Source organism: Pseudomonas parafulva NBRC 16636 = DSM 17004, assembly GCF_000730645.1.
In the GTDB taxonomy this organism is placed as follows: Bacteria; Pseudomonadota; Gammaproteobacteria; order Pseudomonadales; family Pseudomonadaceae; genus Aquipseudomonas; species Aquipseudomonas parafulva.
This window is the reverse complement of record NZ_BBIU01000022.1, coordinates 1-20,100: the sequence shown is the minus strand read 5'-3', so window position 1 is coordinate 20,100 and position 20,100 is coordinate 1. Positions and strand designations below refer to the sequence as shown.

Genomic DNA, 20,100 nt, shown 5'->3' with positions numbered 1-20,100 from the left:
TTCTGCCGATAAGTAGAAGAAGAGTTTTGACGCTTCCGCCACATCCCCTGACCACGACAGCAAGTGCTTTGAATCTATGGCTAAAATTATCGGCATCATCGTCGTATTCGCGAGCGTGCTCGGCGGCTACGTGCTCTCCCACGGCAAGATCGCGGCACTGATCCAGCCGTTCGAAGTACTGATCATCGGCGGTGCGGCCTTTGGTGCATTCTTGCAGGCCAACCCCGGCTACATGACCATGCACGTCATCAAGAAGTCGATGAAGATGTTCGGCTCGCGCTTCACCCATGCCTACTACCTTGAAGTGCTGGGGCTGGTGTACGAGATTCTGAACAAGAGCCGCCGTGAGGGCATGATGGCCATCGAGGCCGACATCGAGGATGCCTCTGCCAGCCCGATCTTCGCCAAGTACCCGACCGTGCTGGCCGATGAACGCATGACCGCGTTCGTCTGCGATTACCTGCGCATCATGTCCACCGGCAACATGGCCCCACATGAGCTCGAGGGCTTGTTCGACATGGAGCTGCTGAGCATGAAGGAAGAGCTGGAGCACCCGTCGCATGCGGTGACCGGCGTGGCCGACGGCATGCCCGGCTTTGGTATCGTGGCTGCGGTGCTGGGTATCGTGGTGACCATGGCCTCGCTGGGCGACGGCGACCAGGCGGCCATCGGCATGCACGTAGGCGCGGCGCTGGTGGGTACGTTCTTCGGGATTCTGGCGGCCTACGGCTTCTTCGGCCCATTGGCCAAGTGCCTGGAGCACGATGCCAAGGAGGAGCTGAACCTCTACGAATCGATCAAGGCTTCGCTGGTGGCGTCGGCCTCGGGGATGCCGCCATCGCTGGCCGTGGAGTTCGGGCGCAAGGTGCTGTACCCCAAGCATCGCCCGAGCTTCTCCGAGCTGGAACAAGCGGTACGCGGTCGCTGATCCATGGAAAACAACCAGCCCATCATCGTCAAGCGCGTCAAGCGCTTTGGCGGCGGCCATCACGGCGGCGCCTGGAAAATCGCCTTTGCCGACTTCGCGACGGCCATGATGGCGTTCTTCCTGGTGCTGTGGCTGCTTTCCACGGCCACGCCGGAGCAGAAGATTGCCATCGCCGGCTACTTCAAGGACCCGATCGGTTTTTCGGAAAGTGGCACGCCCTACGTCATCGACCTGGGCGGCTCGCCTGAACTGGCCCCGGAAAAAACCATCAACCCGACGGAGAAGTCCGAGCCTACCCCCGACAACACCATCGAGGTGAACAAGGACCAGGTTGAAACCATGGCCGAGCAGGTTGAGCGGGAGCGCCTGGAACTGCTGCTGCAAGAGCTTCAGAACAAGGTGGAAGAGAACCCGCAACTGCAGAAGTTCAAGGACCAGATCCTGTTCGAGATCACCCAGGACGGCCTGCGTATCCAGATCATGGATGCCGAGAACCGGCCAATGTTCGACATCGGCAGCGCACGCCTGCAGCCGTATTTCGAAGACATCCTGCTGGCGATGGCAGACACCATCAAGACCGTACCGAACAAGATCAGTGTCAGCGGCCACACCGACGCCAAACCCTATGCGGGCACTGGCGAGTTCGGCAACTGGGAGCTGTCGGCCAACCGCGCCAATGCGGCGCGGCGGGCGCTGGTGGCCGGCGGATACCCGGACGATCAGGTGGCGCGGGTGGTGGGCTATGCGTCGTCATCGCTGTTCGACCGCAAGAACCCGTTCAACCCGGTGAACCGCCGCATCGACATCATCGTGCTGACCAAGAAGGCCCAGCGTGATATCGAGGGCGAGCAAGGTTCGAAACAAGCGCCCGCCGCCCCCGCGTCGGCGCCCGGCGCTGCGGCACCCGCTGCGCCCAAGGCCGACAACGACAACGACCAGGCGCCCATGCAGCCCCGCGAGTTGCGCCAGAAGCTGAATATCTTTGAAGATGGCGCGCTGAAGATGGATGAAGCCAAGGAGCAATAGGCCTTTGGCGGTATCAGCGCTGACGGCTGTTTGGCGTAACGGGTGCAGCGCCTACGGGATCGAGCGCCGCCCGTGCGGCGCTCGATCTCACGGCCAGCGCAACTACCACGGCGAGCGCATCTACCTTAAGTCAGGCTGGCGATGATCGAGCGGTAGCTATTCATGCGTTGCGGCTTTATACGCCCGTCATCCAGGGCCTTGAGCAGTGCGCAGCCCGGTTCGCGGTCATGCTTGCAGTCGCGGAAGCGGCAAGTGCCGAACAGGTCGCGGAACTCGATGAAACCTTCTTCCACGTCGGTACGGCTGACGTGACCCAGGCCGAACTCACGGATGCCCGGCGAGTCGATCAGGTCGCCGCCATTGGGGAAGTGGTACAGGCGGGCGGTGGTGGTGGTGTGGGTGCCCTGGCCTGACCACTCCGACAGGTCGCCCACGCGCGTGCCGGCATCGGGCAGCAGGCTGTTGACCAGGGAAGACTTGCCCACGCCCGACTGGCCAACGAACACACTGATGTGGCCGTCGAGCGTCTGCTGCAGGCGCTGCATACCGTCGCCCTGGTGCGCGGATACCTCCAGCAGCGGGTAGCCCAGTTCGCGGTACACCTCAAGCAACTGGTGCAGGCCGGGGCCATTCTGTTCGTCGATCAGGTCCGCCTTGTTCAGCAGCAACAACGGGCGCAGGCCCGCGTGTTCTGCGGCCACCAGGTAGCGGTCGATAAGGTTGGGGTGTGGCTCGGGGGCGGGTGCGAAGACGATGACGATAAGGTCGACGTTGGCCGCCACCGGCTTCAGCTGGCCGTGGTTGTTGGGCCGGCAGAGCTCGGTGCTGCGAGGCATCTGCGCCACGATCACGCCGATACCCTGGTTGCCCGCCCGCCAGACTACCCGGTCGCCGGTCACCAGTGCTGGCAGGTTGGCCCGCAGGTGGCAGCGGAACACCTGGCCGGCGGTGTCGCCGTCCTGGGCTTCCACTTCGACCTGGACGCCAAAGTGCGCAATTACCAGGCCCAGTTGTTCCGGCCCCAGGTCACCACCTTCCAGTTCGTGCAGCACGTGCTGCTCACGCTTGGCTGCACGGGCAGCGCGTTCGTTCTGGATTTTTTCGATACGCCAGTTCTGACGGCGGTTGAGCTGGCGTTTGGCCATGAACGCTCCGTAGGAGAGCCCCACGCGGGGCGTTGAAATCGGCAGGCAGTCTAGCACGTCGGCCCCACGGCCTGTGCGCTTGGCTTTTTGACCGGTACCGGGGCGTCTGGGCTAAAATGAGCGCCTATTCGAGGAGCGCCCCATGCAAAACCCACAGAACCTGATCTGGATCGACCTGGAAATGACCGGCCTGGATCCGGACAGCGATGTCATCATCGAGATGGCCACCATCGTCACCGACAGTGACCTGAATACCCTGGCCGAAGGCCCGGTGATCGCCATCCACCACAGCGATGAGGTGCTGGCGCGCATGGACGACTGGAACACCCGTACCCATGGCGCTTCGGGCCTGACCCAGCGGGTGCGCGAAAGCACGGTCAGCATGGCCGAGGCCGAGGCGCAGACCATCGCCTTCCTCGAACAGTGGGTGCCCAAGGGCAAGTCGCCGATCTGCGGCAACAGCATCTGCCAGGACCGCCGCTTCCTCTACCGTCACATGCGCAACCTGGAAAACTACTTCCACTACCGCAACCTGGACGTGTCCACGCTGAAGGAGCTCGCCGCACGCTGGGCACCAGAGGTGCGCGACAGCTTCGTCAAGGGCGGCACCCACCTGGCACTGGACGACATTCGCGAGTCCATCGCCGAGCTGCGCCACTATCGCGAGCACTTCATCAAGTTCTGAGCATCAGCCAGCAGACCGAAGGCGGCGTTTGCCGCCTAACGCTTGCCACTTGCCGCTTGTCGCTTCAAGGAATGTGCTTCATGTTGTTGATGCTTTACCTGATCGCCATCACCGCTGAAGCGATGACGGGCGCGCTGTCTGCCGGGCGTCGTGGCATGGACTGGTTCGGTGTGGTGCTGATTGCCTGCGTGACGGCACTGGGCGGCGGCTCGGTACGCGATGTGCTGCTTGGCCATTACCCGCTGACCTGGGTCAAGCACCCTGAATACCTGGTGCTTACCAGTTGCGCGGCACTGTTCACCATCTTCATCGCGCCGATGATGCGCCGCCTGCGCTCGTTGTTTCTGGTGCTCGATGCCCTGGGGTTGGTGGCGTTCACGCTGATCGGCTGCATGACTGCCCTGGAAATGGGGCAGGGCATGTTGGTGGCGTCGATCAGCGGGGTCATCACCGGGGTGTTCGGCGGGATTTTGCGGGATATCTTCTGCAACGATATCCCCCTGGTCTTCCGCCGCGAGCTGTATGCCAGTGTGTCGTTCGCAGCCGCGTGGTTCTACCTGGGGTGCGTGTATTTCAACGTGCCAGCCGAGCAGGCGATGCTGCTGACCTTGTTCGGCGGGTTCCTGGTGCGGTTGCTGGCCATCCGTTTTCACTGGGAAATGCCCAAGTTCCACTACAACGACCAGCAATAGGCCATTTTCAGGCCTGATGCCGCAGGCTTGGGCACGGGGCTATTGAATGTGGTGCTGGGCCAATGCCCACGCCACATGCTCACGCACCAGCTCCGAGCCATCGTCACGGCGTGCCTTCAGCGCCTCGATCACCGGGATCGTAGACGGCGCATTGCCCAGCCCCACTGCCAGGTTGCGCAGCCAGCGCTCGTAGCCCGCCCTGCGCAAGGGGCCGCCCTCGGTCTTGCGCAGGAAGGTTTTCTCGTCCCACAGAAACATCTCGGCCAGTTCGGCATTCTCCAGCCCATGGCGTGGCTGGAAGTCCTGCTCGCGGGTGGCTTTGGCAAAGCGGTTCCAGGGGCACACGATCTGGCAGTCGTCGCAGCCGAATACCCGGTTGCCCATCATGGGGCGCAGCTCCACCGGTATCGGGCCCTTCAGCTCGATGGTGAGGTAGGAGATGCAACGGCGCGCGTCCAGCACGTACGGCCCGACGAAAGCCTGGGTCGGGCAGATGTCCAGGCAGGCCTGGCAGCGCCCGCAGTGCTCGCTGGTGGTGGCCGGGTCCACCGGCAGCGGCAGGTCGACGAACAGCTCGGCAAGAAAAAAGTAACTACCGGCCTTGCGGTTGAGCAGCAGGGTGTTCTTGCCAATCCAGCCCAGCCCGGCCTGTTCGGCCAGGGCTTTTTCCAGCACCGGGGCGCTGTCGACAAAGGCCCGGTAACCGAACGGGCCGATGGCTGCCTGGATGCGGTCGGCCAGAAACTGCACGCGCTTGCGCACCAGCTTGTGGTAATCGCGGCCCAGGGCATAGCGGGAGACGTAGGCTTTTTCGGGCTGGGCCAGGCGCTGCGCCATCTGCGTGTCGCCAGGCAGGTAATCCATGCGCAGCGACACCACCCGTACCGTGCCGGGGATCAACTGCTCGGGGTGGGCGCGCTTGCTGCCATGGGCACCCAGGTATTCCATCTCGCCCTGGTAGCCAGCATCAAGCCAGCGCTGCAGGTGGTGTTCGTGTTCACCAAGGTCGACCCCGGCGATGCCTACGTGGGCAAAGCCGAGTTCCTGGCCCCACATCTTGATCGATTGGGCCAACTGTTCGAGGTCGGGTGTGGAGGCGGGCATGGATGGGCAAGCAATACGGGCTCAGGTGCGTATAATTCTGCCAGACATTGGAGCTTTTGACCCCATGCCACAGACCAAACACCCAAACCCTGCGCCGCAGCTGCTCAGCAGCCTCACCGTCGCGCACCTGCCGCCGCGGCCTGCGCAGGCCCATAAAGGCGACTTCGGCCATGTGCTGGTGGTAGGCGGCGACCTGGGCACCGGGGGCGCTGTGCTGCTTGCCGGCGAGGCGGCGCTGCGCTGCGGGGCAGGGCTGGTCAGCCTTGCAACGCGCCCGGAGCACGTTGCCGCAGGCCTCGCCCGCCTGCCTGAAACCATGTGCCTTGGGGTGCAGTCGGCCAACCAACTGATGGGCGTGCTGGAGCGCGCCTCGGTGCTGGTGGTGGGCCCTGGCCTGGGGCAGGCGGGGTGGGGGCGCAGCCTGTTGTCGGCGGTGGCCAATGCCGACCGCCCGCAGGTATGGGATGCCGACGCCCTGAACCTGCTGGCCAGTGCGCCCCTGGCGCTGCCCAGCGGCAGCGTGCTCACGCCGCACCCGGGGGAGGCTGCGCGGCTGCTGGGCATTTCTACCGAAGCGGTGCAGGCCGACCGGCCGGGGGCTGCGCGCAAGCTGGCGCGGCGCTACAACAGCGTATGCGTGCTCAAGGGCGCCGGCACCTTGGTGGCCGACCCGGATGGGCAACTGATGCTCTGCGACCGTGGCCACCCGGCCATGGCCGGCGCTGGCCTGGGCGATGTACTCAGTGGCGTGCTGGCCGCGCTGCTGGCGCAGGGCCTGAGCGCCTGGGAAGCCGCAGGGCTAGGGGTGTGGCTGCACGCCCGTGCCGGTGAACGCCTGGGCAGTGAAGGCCGGGGGCTGGCGGCCAGTGACCTGATACCTGTCATTCGTTATTTGTTGGAGGAGCACAGCGCGTGCCTGGCTTAAACCTGTTTCTGGCCGACGAAGCGGCCACTGTCGCCTTCGGCGCACACCTAGCCACTGTCACCGATGGTCGCGGTGTGATTTTTCTTGAAGGGGACCTGGGCGCGGGCAAGACCACGCTGTCACGTGGCCTGATCCGTGGCCTGGGCCATACTGGTGCAGTGAAAAGCCCGACGTTCACCGTTGTCGAACCCTACGAGATCGGTGATGTCCGAGCTTTTCACTTCGACCTTTATCGGCTGGTCGATCCAGAGGAGCTTGAGTTCATGGGTATTCGTGACTATTTCGAGGGGGACCCACTGTGCCTGTTCGAGTGGCCACAAAAGGGTGCGGGCGTTTTGCCAAAGCCTGACCTGACCATTACCATAAGCCCCCAAGCTGGCGGACGCTCGCTTGACCTGTCGCCGCAGGGGGCTCGTGGCGAGGCCTGGTGCGTGGCACTGGCCGAACACTATAAACAGTAAGTGGGGTAGGTATGCGCATACGCGCACTGGTCGCCATCGTTGGGCTGCTGCTGACAACGGTGACCGTTGACGCTCTGGCCGTCACTCAAGTCAAGAGCGTGCGCCTGTGGCGCGCGCCGGACAACACACGGCTGGTTTTCGACCTGTCTGGCCCCGTGCAGCACAGCGTCTTTACCCTGAGCGCACCGGACCGGCTGGTTATCGATATCAATGGTGCGACGTTGGCCGCCCCGTTGAAGGTTGCCACCTCCAACACGCCAATCAGCAGCGTGCGCTCTGCCCAGCGTACCCCTACCGATTTGCGGGTGGTGGTCGACCTTAAAAAGTCGGTCACCCCCAAGAGCTTCACCCTTGCGCCCAACGCGCAGTATGGCAACCGCCTGGTGGTCGACCTGTATGACCAGGAAGCCGACGCCATCGCCGCCACTGCGCCGCCGCCGGCTCCACCACCGGTGCAGGCGCCGGCAACCACCCCGGCTGTGCCGGTGACGCCCACGCAGCCTGCCATCAAGTTACCGCCGGTACCCAGTGGCAAGCGCGATATCGTGGTCGCCATCGACGCCGGTCACGGCGGCGAAGACCCTGGCGCGTCCGGGTCCAGTGGGCAGCATGAAAAAGATATCGTGCTGCAGATCGCCCGCGAGCTGCAACGCCAGATCAGTGCCGAAAAGGGCTTCCGGGCCGAGCTGACGCGTACGGGTGATTATTTCATCCCGTTGCGCAAACGCACCGAAATCGCGCGCAAGAAAGGCGCCGACCTGTTCATTTCGATCCATGCCGATGCCGCGCCTTCCCGTGCTGCCTTCGGTGCATCGGTGTTCGCCTTGTCTGACCGTGGCGCCACGTCCGAAACCGCACGTTGGCTGGCCGACACGGAAAACCGCTCCGACCTGATCGGTGGTGCAGGCAACGTCAGCCTGGATGACAAGGACCGCATGCTGGCAGGTGTACTGCTGGACCTGTCGATGACCGCCACGCTCAGCTCCAGCCTCAACGTGGGGCAGAAGGTGCTGGGCAACATGGGGCGCATCACATCGCTGCACAAGCAGCGGGTCGAGCAAGCGGGCTTCATGGTATTGAAGTCGCCCGATATTCCTTCGATTCTGGTGGAAACCGGGTTCATCTCCAACAATGCGGAGGCCGCCAAGCTGTCGACCCGCAGCCATCAGCAGGCACTTGCCCGCTCGATCCATACCGGCGTGCGACAGTACTTCCAGCAAAACCCGCCGCCAGGCACCTATATCGCCTGGCTGCGTGACAGCGGCAAGATCGCCCAGGGCCCACGTGAGCACACGGTGCGCCCCGGCGAGACCCTGGCCATGCTGGCTGTGCGCTACCAGGTCAGTGTGAGCAGCCTGCGCAACACCAACAGCCTGAAGACCGATGAACTGAAGGTGGGCCAGCGCCTGGATATCCCTGCTACCACGTTGGCCTCGCAATGAGCGGCGGTTCCCGCATCCAGCTGCTCAGCCCGCGGCTGGCCAACCAGATTGCGGCGGGTGAGGTAGTCGAGCGGCCTGCCTCGGTCGCCAAGGAACTGCTGGAAAACAGCCTGGACTCCGGGGCCCGTCGTATCGACGTGGAGGTGGAGCAGGGCGGCGTGAAGTTGTTGAAGGTGCGCGATGACGGCGGCGGGATTTCTGCCGACGACCTGCCGCTGGCGCTGGCGCGGCACGCCACCAGCAAGATCCGCGAGCTGGAAGACCTCGAAGGGGTACTGAGCCTGGGCTTTCGGGGCGAGGCGCTGGCCTCGATCAGCTCCGTTGCCCGCCTGACCCTCACCTCGCGTACCGCCAGTGCCAGCGAAGCCTGGCAGGTGGAAACCGAAGGCCGTGAGATGACCCCGCGGGTGCAGCCGGCGGCTCACCCAGTGGGCACGTCGGTAGAAGTGCGCGACCTGTTTTTCAACACGCCGGCCCGGCGCAAGTTTCTCAAGGCCGAAAAAACCGAGTTCGATCACCTGCAGGAAGTGGTGCGCCGCCTGGCGCTGGCGCGTTTTGATGTTGCCTTCCACCTGCGCCACAACGGCAAGAGCATTCTCAGCCTGCACGAGGCTCATGACGAAACGGCCCGTGCGCGGCGGGTGGGCGCCATCTGCGGCCCGGGCTTCATGGAGCAGGCGCTGCCCATCGAGGTAGAGCGCAACGGCCTGCGCTTGTGGGGCTGGGTTGGGCTGCCGACGTTCTCGCGCAGCCAGGCCGACCTGCAGTATTTCTTCGTCAATGGCCGTGCGGTCCGCGACAAGCTGGTGGCCCACGCCGTGCGGCAGGCTTACCGTGATGTGCTGTTCAATGGCCGGCACCCCACGTTCGTGCTGTTCCTTGAGCTTGAGCCCAACGGCGTCGACGTCAACGTGCACCCCACCAAGCACGAAGTGCGCTTCCGTGAAGGGCGTTCGGTGCACGACTTTCTCTACGGCACCTTGCACCGCGCCCTGGCCGATGTGCGGCCAGAGGACCAGTTGGCTGCCCCGGCTGCCGTGCCCGAGGCTGTGCGCCCCACCGGCCAGCAGGCTGGCGAATTCGGCCCGCAAGGCGAAATGCGCCTGGCGGCTGCGGTGCTGGAACCACCCCGTGCCCAGCCGTCGTTCAGCAACGGGGGCAGCGGCGCCGGCTACCAGTACACGTACACGCCGCGCCCGTCGCAGCCGTTGCCCGCGGCTGAGGCACAGGCGGTGTACCGCGAGTTCTACAAGCCGCTGGCCGAAGGCGCCACCGCGCCTGCCGCGCTGCCGGAGAGCCAGGGCGATATTCCGCCGTTGGGCTATGCCCTGGCGCAACTCAAGGGTATCTACATCCTGGCCGAAAACGCGGTCGGCCTGGTGTTGGTGGACATGCACGCGGCCCATGAACGCATCATGTACGAACGGCTGAAGGTGGCCATGGCCAGCGAAGGCCTCAGTGGCCAGCCGCTGCTGGTGCCCGAAACCCTGGCCTTGAGCCAGCGCGAAGCCGACTGCGCCGAGGAACATGGCCAGTGGTTCCAGCGACTGGGCTTCGAGCTGCAGCGCCTTGGCCCGGAAACCCTGGCGATTCGCCAGATCCCGGCATTGCTCAAGCAGGCGGAGGCCAACCGCCTGGTACAGGATGTTCTGGCCGACCTGATGGAATACGGCACCAGTGATCGCATTCAGGCGCACCTCAACGAACTGCTCGGCACCATGGCTTGCCACGGTGCAGTGCGTGCCAACCGGCGCCTGGCGATCCCGGAGATGAACGCCCTGCTGCGTGACATGGAAAACACCGAGCGCAGCGGCCAGTGCAACCACGGGCGCCCTACCTGGACGCAGATGGGCCTGGATGACCTGGACAAACTCTTTTTGCGCGGCCGATGACATGAGTGGCAAGCCCCCTGCAATCTTCCTGATGGGCCCGACGGCGTCCGGCAAGACCGACCTGGCCATCGAGCTGAGCAAGGTCATGCCCTGTGAACTGGTGAGCGTTGATTCGGCGTTGGTATACCGGGGCATGGACATTGGCTCGGCCAAGCCGTCCAAGGCCATGCTGGCGGCTCACCCGCACCACCTGATCGATATTCGCGACCCTGCCGAAAGCTACTCGGCGGCGCAGTTTCGCGCCGACGCCCTCCAGGTCATGGGCGAGATCACCGCGCGGGGCAACATCCCGCTGCTGGTGGGCGGCACCATGCTCTACTACAAGGCCTTGATCGACGGCCTGGCGGACATGCCGGCAGCGGACGCCCAGGTGCGCGCCGAGCTGGAAACCCTGGCGCAGGCGCAGGGCCTGGCGGCGCTGCACCGGCAACTGGCTGAGGTCGACCCGGAATCAGCTGCCCGCATTCATCCCAACGACCCTCAGCGGTTGATCAGGGCGCTTGAGGTGTACCGCGTCAGCGGCCAGAGCATGACGGCCCATCGCCAGCGTCAATTGGCTGAAAGTAGCGGCGCAGACGCAGGCGCGGGCGGCCATTTGCCCTATACTGTCGCGAGTTTGGCGATAGCGCCTACAGATCGTCACATTCTGCATCACCGAATTGCGTTACGATTTTCACAGATGTTGGAACAGGGCTTTGTCGACGAGGTCCGAATGCTGCGAGCCAGAAGTGACTTGCACGCCGGGTTGCCGTCTATACGGGCTGTGGGGTATCGGCAAGTCTGGGACTACCTGGACGGCATACTGGATGAGAATGAGATGCGCGAGCGCGGTATCATTGCCACCCGGCAGCTGGCCAAGCGGCAGTTCACCTGGTTGCGTGGCTGGCCGGGCGTGCAGTGGCTCGACAGCCTTGCCTGCGACAATCTGTCCCGCACCTTGAAATACCTTGGGGCCATCTCCATATTGAGCTGAGTCCCTGCTGATTGCCGTCTATCCTTGCGATGGGCGGCCCAATTTATCGTTTTTCCAGATTTTCCAATTATTTATCCTTACAGGAGTGCGGCATATGTCAAAAGGGCATTCGCTACAAGACCCTTACTTGAACACCTTGAGAAAAGAAAAGGTTCCGGTTTCGATCTACCTGGTCAACGGTATCAAGCTGCAGGGCTCGATCGAATCCTTCGACCAGTTCGTGGTACTGCTGAAAAACACCGTCAGCCAGATGGTCTACAAGCACGCCATTTCCACTGTCGTACCTGCCCGTCCGGTTCGTCTGCCAAGCCCGTCCGATTCCGAGAGCGGCGACAGCGAGCCAGGCAACGCCTGATAGGAGCCTGCATTGTTCTTTGAGCGCCACGGTGGTGGTGAACGGGCCTTGCTCGTTCACTTGGAAGGTCAGAACCCTGAGGCGCGTGAAGACCCGCAGGAGTTTCAGGAGCTGGCGCTGTCGGCAGGTGCCGACATCGTCTCGCTGGTCACGGTGACAAGGCATCAGCCTTCCGCCAAATACCTGATTGGCAGTGGCAAGGTCGAGGAATTGCACGACCTGGTCCATGCCGAACAGGTAGACCTGGTGATTTTCAATCACACCCTCACGCCCAGCCAGGAGCGCAACCTCGAGCGCGTGTTCGAGTGCCGTGTGCTCGACCGTACCGGGCTGATCCTCGATATTTTCGCCCAGCGGGCGCGTACCCATGAAGGCAAGCTGCAGGTCGAACTGGCCCAGCTGGAGCACATGAGTACCCGTCTGGTACGCGGCTGGACGCACCTTGAGCGGCAAAAAGGCGGTATCGGCCTGCGCGGGCCGGGTGAAACCCAGCTGGAAACCGACCGCCGCCTGCTGCGGGTGCGCATACGCCAGATCAAGTCACGGCTGGAAAAGGTGCGCAGCCAGCGTGAGCAGGCGCGTCGCGGCCGCAAGCGGGCAGACATCCCCTCGGTTTCGCTGGTGGGCTATACCAACGCCGGCAAGTCCACACTGTTCAACGCCTTGACTCAGTCCGAGGTGTACGCCGCCGACCAACTGTTCGCCACGCTCGACCCAACCCTGCGCCGCCTGCAACTGGACGACCTGGGGCCAATCGTATTGGCCGACACGGTGGGCTTTATCCGCCACTTGCCGCACAAGCTGGTCGAGGCTTTTAGGGCTACGCTCGAAGAGTCGAGCAACTCCGACCTGCTGCTGCACGTCATCGATGCCCATGAGCCCGAGCGCATGGAGCAGATCGAGCAGGTGCTGGCGGTGTTGGGAGAGATTGGCGCCGAAGGCTTGCCGATCCTCGAGGTGTATAACAAACTCGACCTGCTTGAAGATGTCGAGCCGCAGATCCAGCGCAATGCCGACGGCAAACCCGAGCGGGTCTGGGTGTCGGCACGCGATGGGCGTGGCCTGGAGCTGGTTGGCCAGGCGGTTGCCGAGCTGCTCGGCGATGATCTGTTTGTTGGCACCCTGTGCCTGGAGCAGCGTTTTGCCCGCTTGCGCGCGCAATTCTTTGACCTGGGCGCGGTGCAGAGTGAAGCGCATGATGAAGAAGGGCGCAGCCTGCTGAGTGTGCGGCTGCCCTGGGTCGAGCTCAACCGCCTGGTCAGCCGGGAAGGCATGGAGCCGCAAGTGTTTGTCGAGCAACACACTTTGCAATAAATGCTCGTCGACGTCGCCGGGCAGCAATGACAGGCATTCTGTAGCATTGGACGGCGCGCCGTGGGCGCGTCTTTGCTTTATCAGATGGAGAGCGCTATGGCTTGGAACGAGCCGGGTGGCAACTCGAACAATCAGGATCCCTGGGGCGGTCGCCGCGGTAATGGTGGCGGCGGCGGTGGCGGTGACAAAAAAGGGCCACCGGATCTGGACGAGGCCTTCCGCAAACTGCAGGACAGCCTGAATGGCATGTTCGGCGGTAATAAAAAACGTGGCGGCGGCGGTGACCGCAATGTCGGCAAGGGTGGTGGCCTGGGCCTGCTGGGCATCGGCCTGGCCGTGCTGGCTGCCATCTGGCTGTATAGCGCTGTCTACGTGGTCGACGAGCAGGAGCAAGCCGTGGTGCTGCGCTTCGGCAAGTACTATGAAACGGTCGGTCCCGGCCTGAACATCTACTTCCCGCCCATCGATCGCAAGTACATGGAAAACGTCACGCGTGAGCGTGCCTACACCAAGCAGGGCCAGATGCTGACCGAAGACGAGAACATCGTCGAAGTGCCGCTGACCGTGCAGTACAAGATCACCAACCTGCAGGACTTCGTGCTCAACGTCGACCAGCCTGAGGTGAGCCTGCAGCACGCGACCGACAGTGCCCTGCGCCATGTGGTGGGCTCCACTTCTATGGACCAGGTGCTGACCGAAGGCCGTGAGCAGATGGCCGTGGATATCCGCGAACGCCTGCAGCGCTTCCTCGACAACTACCGTACCGGCATCACCGTGACCCAGGTCAACGTACAGAGCGCGGCAGCCCCGCGTGAAGTGCAGGAAGCCTTCGATGACGTGATCCGTGCCCGCGAAGACGAGCAGCGTGCCCGCAACCAGGCCGAGTCCTACGCCAATGGTGTGGTACCCGAGGCTCGGGGTCAGGCCCAGCGCATCATCGAGGACGCCAACGGCTACCGCGACGAAGTCATCGCCCGTGCCAAAGGTGAGGCCGACCGCTTCGTCAAGCTGGTCACCGAGTACCGCAAGGCGCCTGACGTGACCCGCCAGCGTTTGTACCTGGAGACCATGCAAGAGGTTTACAGCAACTCGAGCAAAGTCATGGTGGCCACCAAGGACGGGCAGAACAACCTGCTCTACCTGCCACTGGACAAGATGGTCGAAGGCAGCCGCAACCCGGCCGCGCCAAGCAGCGGCGTATCGTCGGCGAATGATGCAGCCGCTGCCCGTGCGGCGCAGGACACGCAACAGCAACAGCAACCGCTGCGCACTAGGGAGAGCCGCTGATGAGCAACCGATCGCTGATCGCCCTGATCGTCGCTGTGGTACTGGGTATTGTGGCCTGGAACAGCTTCTACATCGTGGCCCAGACCGAACGGGCAGTGCTGCTGCGCTTCGGTAAGGTGGTCCAGGCGGATGTGCAGCCTGGCCTGCACGTGAAGATTCCGTACGTGAACCAGGTGCGCAAGTTCGACGCACGCCTCATGACCCTCGACGCCCCCACCCAGCGGTTCCTGACCCTGGAGAAAAAAGCGGTGATGGTCGATGCGTACGCCAAATGGCGCGTCAAGGATGCCGAGCGTTTCTATACCGCCACTTCCGGCATGAAGCAGATCGCCGACGAGCGTCTGTCCCGTCGCCTGGAAAGCGGCCTGCGTGACCAGTTCGGTAAACGCACACTGCACGAGGTGGTGTCCGGTGAGCGTGACGCGTTGATGGCAGACATCACCGCTTCGCTTAACCGCATGGCCAACAAGGAGCTGGGTATCGAGGTTGTCGACGTTCGCGTCAAGGCCATCGACCTGCCGAAGGAAGTCAACCGCAGCGTGTTCGACCGCATGAGCACCGAGCGTGAGCGTGAAGCCCGCGAGCACCGCGCCAAGGGTAACGAGTTGGCAGAAGGCATCCGTGCCGACGCTGATCGCCAGCGCCGCGTACTGCTGGCCGAGGCCTACCGTGAAGCCGAGGAAACCCGCGGTGACGGTGATGCCCAGGCCGCTGCCATCTACGCCAAGGCCTACACCCAGGACGCCGATTTCTACGCGTTCTACCGTAGCCTGCAAGCGTACCGTGACAGCTTCTCGAGCAAGAGCGATGTACTGGTCCTGGACCCGAAGAACGAGTTCTTCCGCTTCATGGACAAGAGCCGGCCCTGAGGCTCGTTCGGGTTGGTGCCCCGCCTGGCAGCTAAAACGCCTGGCGGGGTGCATCCTGAATGAAAACGGGTGTATCATGAGTCAGCCGGGAAATTTCCCGGCTTTTTTGCGTCTGCAAGGTTGATTGGCACGCGCCGGTTGACGGTTTGCTCAGCTCGCAAGGCAATTCGAGGGTATCGGGTACGGTGGCTGCGCTGGGATCAGTGCTGCCCGTTGCTGTGCGCGATACCGGCTTTACTGACGGCTGGCCTGCGGGCGGCCGCCCGGACCAGAGGGGAAATGGCGTAATGGCAACGGTAGACCGCTGGCTGCTGCCAGATGGCATCGAGGAAGTACTGCCACCTGAGGCTGCGCGCATCGAAATCGCGCGGCGCCAGGTGTTGGACCTGTTCCAGAGTTGGGGCTACGAACTGGTCGTCACGCCGCATATCGAGTACCTGGAGTCGCTGCTCACCGGCGCCGGCCAGGACCTGGACCAGCGCACCTTCAAGGTGGTGGACCCGCAGTCCGGCCGCCTGATGGGCTTTCGCGCCGACTTCACCCCGCAAGTGGCACGCATCGATGCCCATACCTTGCGCCGTGAAGGCCCAAGCCGCCTGTGCTACGCCGGCAGCGTGCTGCATGCCCAGCCGCGGGCCTTGTCCACCTCGCGCAGCCCGATCCAGTTGGGCGCAGAGCTGTACGGCGATGCCAGCCCCACCAGTGACGTCGAAGTCATCAGCCTGATGCTGGCCACGCTGCAACTGGCCGATGTGCCCGACGTGCACATGGACCTGGGCCACGTGGGCATCTACCGCGGCCTGGCCCGTGCTGCCGGGTTGTCCGGCGCTGTGGAACAGCAACTGTTCGACGCCATGCAGCGCAAGGCCGTGGATGAAGTGCAGGCCTTGACCGCCGACTTGCCCAAGGACCTGGGCAACATGTTGCGCGCGTTGGTCGAGTTGTGCGGCGGCCGCGAGGTGCTGGCCGAGGCCCGCGTACGCCTGGGCCGTGCGCCGGCCAGCGTACTGGCCGCGCTGGACGACCTGCTGGCGATCGCGGATCGCCTGGCATCGCGCTACCCGGCCCTGCCGCTGTACTTCGACCTGGGCGAGCTGCGCGGTTACAACTACCACACGGGTGTGGTGTTTGCGGTGTTCGTGCCGGGCGAAGGTCAATCGATCGCCCAGGGTGGGCGCTATGATGACATTGGCGCTGATTTCGGTCGGGCGCGCCCGGCCACTGGTTTCTCCACGGATTTGAAGACCCTGGTCACACTGGGGCGAGCGGAGGTCGTATTGCCCACGGGCGGCATCTGGATGCCGGACAGTGGCGATGCGGCCCTCTGGCAGCAAGTCTGCCAGTTGCGCAACGAGGGCCAGCGAGTGGTCCAGGCGCTGCCTGGCCAGCCGTTGAGTGCTGCCTTCGAAGCGGATTGTGATCGGCAATTGATTCAGCAAGACGGGCGCTGGCAGGTTCTGCCGCTGGCCCAGTGAGTTTCTGCGTCGGCAAAGGCCGGCAACCAAGTTTGCGTGAATGAGGACCAATGTAATGGGTAAGAATGTCGTCGTCCTGGGCACCCAATGGGGTGATGAGGGCAAAGGCAAGATCGTCGATCTGCTGACCGAACATGCTGCCGCCGTAGTGCGCTACCAGGGTGGCCACAACGCGGGCCACACCCTGGTGATCAACGGTGAGAAGACCGTTCTGCACCTGATTCCGTCCGGTATCCTGCGTGAAGGCGTGCAGTGCCTGATCGGCAACGGCGTGGTCGTTGCCCCGGATGCACTGATGCGTGAAATCACCAAGCTGGAAGAGAAGGGCGTACCGGTGCGCGAGCGCCTGCGCATTTCCCCGGCTGCACCGCTGATCCTGTCTTACCACGTGGCGCTGGACCAGGCCCGTGAAAAAGCCCGTGGCGAAGCCAAGATTGGCACCACCGGCCGTGGTATCGGCCCCGCTTACGAAGACAAGGTGGCACGCCGTGGCCTGCGCGTGGGCGACCTGTTCCACCGTGAGCGTTTTGCCGCCAAGCTGGGTGAGCTGCTGGATTACCACAACTTCCAGCTGGTGAATTACTACAAAGAGCCTGCCATCGACTTCCAGCAGACCCTGGACGAGTGCATGGCCTATGCCGAACAGCTCAAGCCGATGATGCTCGACGTCACCGCCGAGCTGCATAAGCTGCGCCGTGCCGGCAAGGACATCATGTTCGAAGGCGCCCAGGGCTCGCTGCTGGACATCGACCACGGTACCTACCCGTACGTCACCAGCTCCAACACCACCGCTGGCGGTATTTCCACCGGCTCCGGCGTTGGCCCGATGTACCTGGACTACATCCTCGGTATCACCAAGGCCTACACCACGCGTGTGGGCTCTGGCCCGTTCCCGACCGAACTGTTCGATGAAACTGGCGCTACCCTGGCCAAGCGTGGCCATGAGTTTGGTTCCACTACTGGCCGTGCCCGCCGTTGTGGCTGGTTCGACGCCGTCATCCTGCGCCGCGCCATCGACGTCAACAGCATCTCGGGCATCTGCCTGACCAAGCTGGACGTGCTCGACGGCCTGGACACCATCAGCATCTGCGTAGGTTACAAGGATGCCAACGGCGAAGTGATCGAAGCACCGACCGACGCCGACAGCTACATCGGCCTGCAGCCGGTGTACGAGCAACTGCCGGGCTGGAGCGAGTCGACCCTGGGTGCCAAGACCCTGGAAGAACTGCCCGCCAATGCGCGTGCCTACATCACCCGCATCGCGGAGCTGATTGGCGCGCCGATCGACATCATCTCCACCGGCCCGGACCGCAACGAAACCATCGTGTTGCGCCATCCGTTCGCCTGATCGGCCTGCCAGGTCGACCTGACGCCGCGTCCCCGTAAGGGGGCGCGGCGTTTTTCATTGTGCAATGCCTGTTGCGGCCTCTGCGCGACTGTACCCGCGCCCGTAGATTGCTCAACCTTGGCGCTTATCCCCGCTGCCCCGGCACAACCCTTGCTGTAAGAAATATCTGTCGATGCCATCAAAATAGTGGCGCCAGAAAACACGAGGGTTACACCGTGTCTGCCATCCTCTCACTGTTACGAAGCCGCCTTTTGCGGCCTGTCTTTGTGGCCCTGGGTATCGCCCTTTTGGTGCAGGTACTGGTGGCTGTTGCCCTCACGCGAAGCACAGTCACTGCCCTTGAGGCCGACCTGAGCGAGCGGCTGGGCCAGGACAGCCAGCAACTCACTGGCGACCTGGAGCAGGCCGGGCAAGATGTCCGCGCCGGCCTTGATGGGTTGTCCAGCAGTACCCGCCAGCGCTTGAGTGCAGGCCTTTCGGAGCGCCTGCAGGCCGAACAGCAGCAACTGCGCGGCACCCTCGAGAAAAGCCTGAAGGAATCGGCCAACGATATGGCCGAACTGCTGGCTTCGGTGGCACCTCGGGCCATCTGGGACAACGATGTACCGGTGCTTTCCGATTTCGCCAGGCGTGCCCAGCGCAACCCCAACGTGCTGTTCGTCATCTACGACGACGCCCAGGGCCAGCACCTGACCCGCTACCTGAACCGGCAAAACCCCATCAACCAGGCCCTGATGGAAAAGGGGCAGGGTGAGCGTGCGCTGGACAAGGTCATCGAGGCGGCCCGCCGCGACCCGGCTGTGTATGTCGTGGAGGCACCCATCAACCCCAATGGTGCGGAGATCGGCAAGGTACTGATGGGCGTGTCGACAGCGGGCATCGACCAGCAGCTGGCGGCCCTCGACCAACGTTTCGCTGCCCTGATTGCCAGTGGCGAGCAACTGGTGGGCGACAGCCTGGTGGGCGCTGCCGCCGACAGCGGCAAGACCTTGCGCGAGCGCCTGGAGAAGGCGCAAGGCAGCGCCGCCGCGATGCAGGCCAATACCGCCCAGACGGTTCGTGATGCGGCAGGCGAGCTGCGCTGGCGCATTGGCCTGGGTCTTGTATTGGTAGGGCTGGGGGTATTGCTGGTGGTGGCCGTGGTGCTGGGCCGGCGGGTGGTGAGCAAGTTGCGCCTGCTGATCGCGGCGCTCGACGACCTGGCAGCCGGGGAGGGCGACCTGACCAAGCGGGTGCGTATGGACAGCCGTGACGAGATCGGCGACATGGCCTCGGCCGTGAACCGTTTTGTCGACAAGTTGCAGCCCATCGTTCGCGAGGCCGGTGAGGTGGCTCAGCGCACCGGGGTGGAGATCGGCGCCATGGCCCAGCGTAACGCCGGCGCCGATGCGGCTGCCGCGCTGCAGCGTGATGAAGTGGCTGCCAGCCTGCGCGACCTGTCGAGCATGGCCGACGAGGCCCAGGCCGAAAGCCATGCGATGCAGGCCGCGCTGCAGCAGGTGGTGGATATCCGCCAGGCGACCGATGAAAACACCCGCACTTCTACCCAGTTGGCCGGCCTGATCGAGAACCTGGCTGGCCAGGTGGATGCGGGCTCCCAGGTAATCGAAAGGCTGGCCAAGCAGAGTGAGCAGATCGAGGTGGTGCTGACGGTGATCCATGGCATTGCCGAGCAGACAAACCTGTTGGCCCTGAACGCCGCCATCGAAGCCGCGCGTGCCGGTGAAACGGGCCGGGGCTTTGCCGTGGTCGCTGACGAGGTACGCGCCCTGGCGAGCAAGACCCAGAGCTCTACCGGAGACATCCAGGCACATATCGCCGCCTTGCAGAAGGGTGCCAAGGAAGCCGTCGCCACCATCAGCCAGGCGGGGGTGAAAGCCAATGAAGGGTTGCTGGTGTTGCGTGACAACGAGCGCCGTCAGCAGTCGGTACAGGCGGCGGTGGAGCAGGTGCACGCGGCCATCGGTTTGGCCACCCGTGCGGCTGAGCAACAGGCGAGTGGGGCCCAGGCGGTGCGGGGGCGGGTGGAAACCATCCACGTCCAGGCGGAGCGCTCGGCCGAGGTGGTGATGCAGACCACCGCCAGCAGCAAGGTACTGGATGACCTGGCGGCGCAGTTGCGGGCAAGCTTGGGCCAGTTCCGTGCCTGAGCTATCCCAGGCACCCACGCCACCTCTGT

General features: G+C 63.8%; 18 protein-coding genes and 1 pseudogene. 17 read left to right on the top strand and 2 right to left on the bottom strand.

Annotated elements, in window-relative coordinates; genetic code table 11:
• The first annotated feature begins 76 nt into the window (after positions 1-76).
• Both motA and motB read left to right on the top strand, forming a co-directional pair.
• Positions 77-928 (top strand): flagellar motor stator protein MotA, encoded by an 852-nt coding sequence (motA, locus tag PPA02S_RS14975; protein ID WP_028631846.1) that lies wholly within the window; start codon positions 77-79, stop codon positions 926-928.
• Between the two features lie 3 nt (positions 929-931).
• Entirely contained in the window at positions 932-1,954 is a 1,023-nt protein-coding gene (gene motB / locus PPA02S_RS14970) for a flagellar motor protein MotB (RefSeq protein WP_028631845.1), read from the top strand.
• Between the two features lie 125 nt (positions 1,955-2,079).
• Here the strand turns inward: motB and rsgA are convergent, their stop codons facing one another.
• The gene (gene rsgA, locus PPA02S_RS14965; RefSeq protein ID WP_028631844.1) at positions 2,080-3,099 is read right to left on the bottom strand and encodes a small ribosomal subunit biogenesis GTPase RsgA; all 1,020 of its coding nucleotides are present in this window, start codon (positions 3,097-3,099) and stop codon (positions 2,080-2,082) included.
• Positions 3,100-3,241: 142 nt separating this feature from the next.
• Here rsgA and orn point away from each other — a divergent pair, with 142 nt between their 5' ends.
• Entirely contained in the window at positions 3,242-3,784 is a 543-nt protein-coding gene (gene orn / locus PPA02S_RS14960; protein WP_028631843.1) for an oligoribonuclease, read from the top strand.
• An 80-nt stretch (positions 3,785-3,864) separates the two neighbouring features.
• The gene (locus tag PPA02S_RS14955; RefSeq protein ID WP_028631842.1) at positions 3,865-4,476 is read left to right on the top strand and encodes a trimeric intracellular cation channel family protein; all 612 of its coding nucleotides are present in this window, start codon (positions 3,865-3,867) and stop codon (positions 4,474-4,476) included.
• Positions 4,477-4,515: 39 nt separating this feature from the next.
• Here the strand turns inward: PPA02S_RS14955 and queG are convergent, their stop codons facing one another.
• Entirely contained in the window at positions 4,516-5,580 is a 1,065-nt protein-coding gene (gene queG / locus PPA02S_RS14950) for a tRNA epoxyqueuosine(34) reductase QueG (protein WP_028631841.1), read from the bottom strand.
• Positions 5,581-5,644: 64 nt separating this feature from the next.
• Here queG and PPA02S_RS14945 point away from each other — a divergent pair, with 64 nt between their 5' ends.
• The 13 genes and pseudogenes from PPA02S_RS14945 (at position 5,645) to PPA02S_RS23665 (ending at position 20,071) form a co-directional block, all read left to right on the top strand.
• Entirely contained in the window at positions 5,645-6,505 is an 861-nt protein-coding gene (locus PPA02S_RS14945; RefSeq protein WP_028631840.1) for an NAD(P)H-hydrate dehydratase, read from the top strand.
• 8 nt (positions 6,506-6,513) lie between these two features.
• The gene (gene tsaE / locus PPA02S_RS14940; protein WP_371262487.1) at positions 6,514-6,966 is read left to right on the top strand and encodes a tRNA (adenosine(37)-N6)-threonylcarbamoyltransferase complex ATPase subunit type 1 TsaE; all 453 of its coding nucleotides are present in this window, start codon (positions 6,514-6,516) and stop codon (positions 6,964-6,966) included.
• Positions 6,967-6,977: 11 nt separating this feature from the next.
• Positions 6,978-8,408 (top strand): N-acetylmuramoyl-L-alanine amidase, encoded by a 1,431-nt coding sequence (locus PPA02S_RS14935; protein ID WP_028631838.1) that lies wholly within the window; start codon positions 6,978-6,980, stop codon positions 8,406-8,408.
• Entirely contained in the window at positions 8,405-10,300 is a 1,896-nt protein-coding gene (gene mutL, locus PPA02S_RS14930) for a DNA mismatch repair endonuclease MutL (RefSeq protein ID WP_028631837.1), read from the top strand. Before PPA02S_RS14935 ends, mutL begins: the two co-directional genes overlap by 4 nt.
• A gap of 1 nt (position 10,301) precedes the next feature.
• The gene (miaA, locus tag PPA02S_RS14925; protein ID WP_028631836.1) at positions 10,302-11,273 is read left to right on the top strand and encodes a tRNA (adenosine(37)-N6)-dimethylallyltransferase MiaA; all 972 of its coding nucleotides are present in this window, start codon (positions 10,302-10,304) and stop codon (positions 11,271-11,273) included.
• Positions 11,274-11,367: 94 nt separating this feature from the next.
• Positions 11,368-11,628 (top strand): RNA chaperone Hfq, encoded by a 261-nt coding sequence (gene hfq, locus PPA02S_RS14920; RefSeq protein WP_028631835.1) that lies wholly within the window; start codon positions 11,368-11,370, stop codon positions 11,626-11,628.
• Positions 11,629-11,640: 12 nt separating this feature from the next.
• Positions 11,641-12,942: a ribosome rescue GTPase HflX gene (gene hflX, locus PPA02S_RS14915; RefSeq protein WP_028631834.1), complete on the top strand. Its 1,302-nt coding sequence runs from the start codon at positions 11,641-11,643 to the stop codon at positions 12,940-12,942.
• Between the two features lie 96 nt (positions 12,943-13,038).
• Positions 13,039-14,229: an FtsH protease activity modulator HflK gene (hflK, locus tag PPA02S_RS14910; RefSeq protein WP_028631833.1), complete on the top strand. Its 1,191-nt coding sequence runs from the start codon at positions 13,039-13,041 to the stop codon at positions 14,227-14,229.
• Positions 14,229-15,098, top strand: coding sequence for a protease modulator HflC (hflC, locus tag PPA02S_RS14905; protein WP_028631832.1), 870 nt, complete (start codon positions 14,229-14,231; stop codon positions 15,096-15,098). Before hflK ends, hflC begins: the two co-directional genes overlap by 1 nt.
• A 287-nt stretch (positions 15,099-15,385) precedes the next feature.
• Positions 15,386-16,573 carry an ATP phosphoribosyltransferase regulatory subunit gene (locus PPA02S_RS14900; protein WP_028631831.1) on the top strand — a complete coding sequence of 396 codons (1,188 nt, stop codon included), beginning with the start codon at positions 15,386-15,388 and terminating at the stop codon, positions 16,571-16,573.
• 55 nt (positions 16,574-16,628) lie between these two features.
• Positions 16,629-17,921, top strand: a complete 1,293-nt coding sequence (locus PPA02S_RS14895) for an adenylosuccinate synthase (RefSeq protein WP_028631830.1) — start codon at positions 16,629-16,631, stop codon at positions 17,919-17,921.
• A gap of 551 nt (positions 17,922-18,472) precedes the next feature.
• Positions 18,473-19,165: pseudogene (locus PPA02S_RS23670) on the top strand (methyl-accepting chemotaxis protein); the annotation flags it as partial.
• Positions 19,160-20,071 (top strand): methyl-accepting chemotaxis protein, encoded by a 912-nt coding sequence (locus PPA02S_RS23665; protein WP_371262486.1) that lies wholly within the window; start codon positions 19,160-19,162, stop codon positions 20,069-20,071. The pseudogene PPA02S_RS23670 and the gene PPA02S_RS23665, both read left to right, overlap by 6 nt.
• Positions 20,072-20,100: the final 29 nt, after the last annotated feature.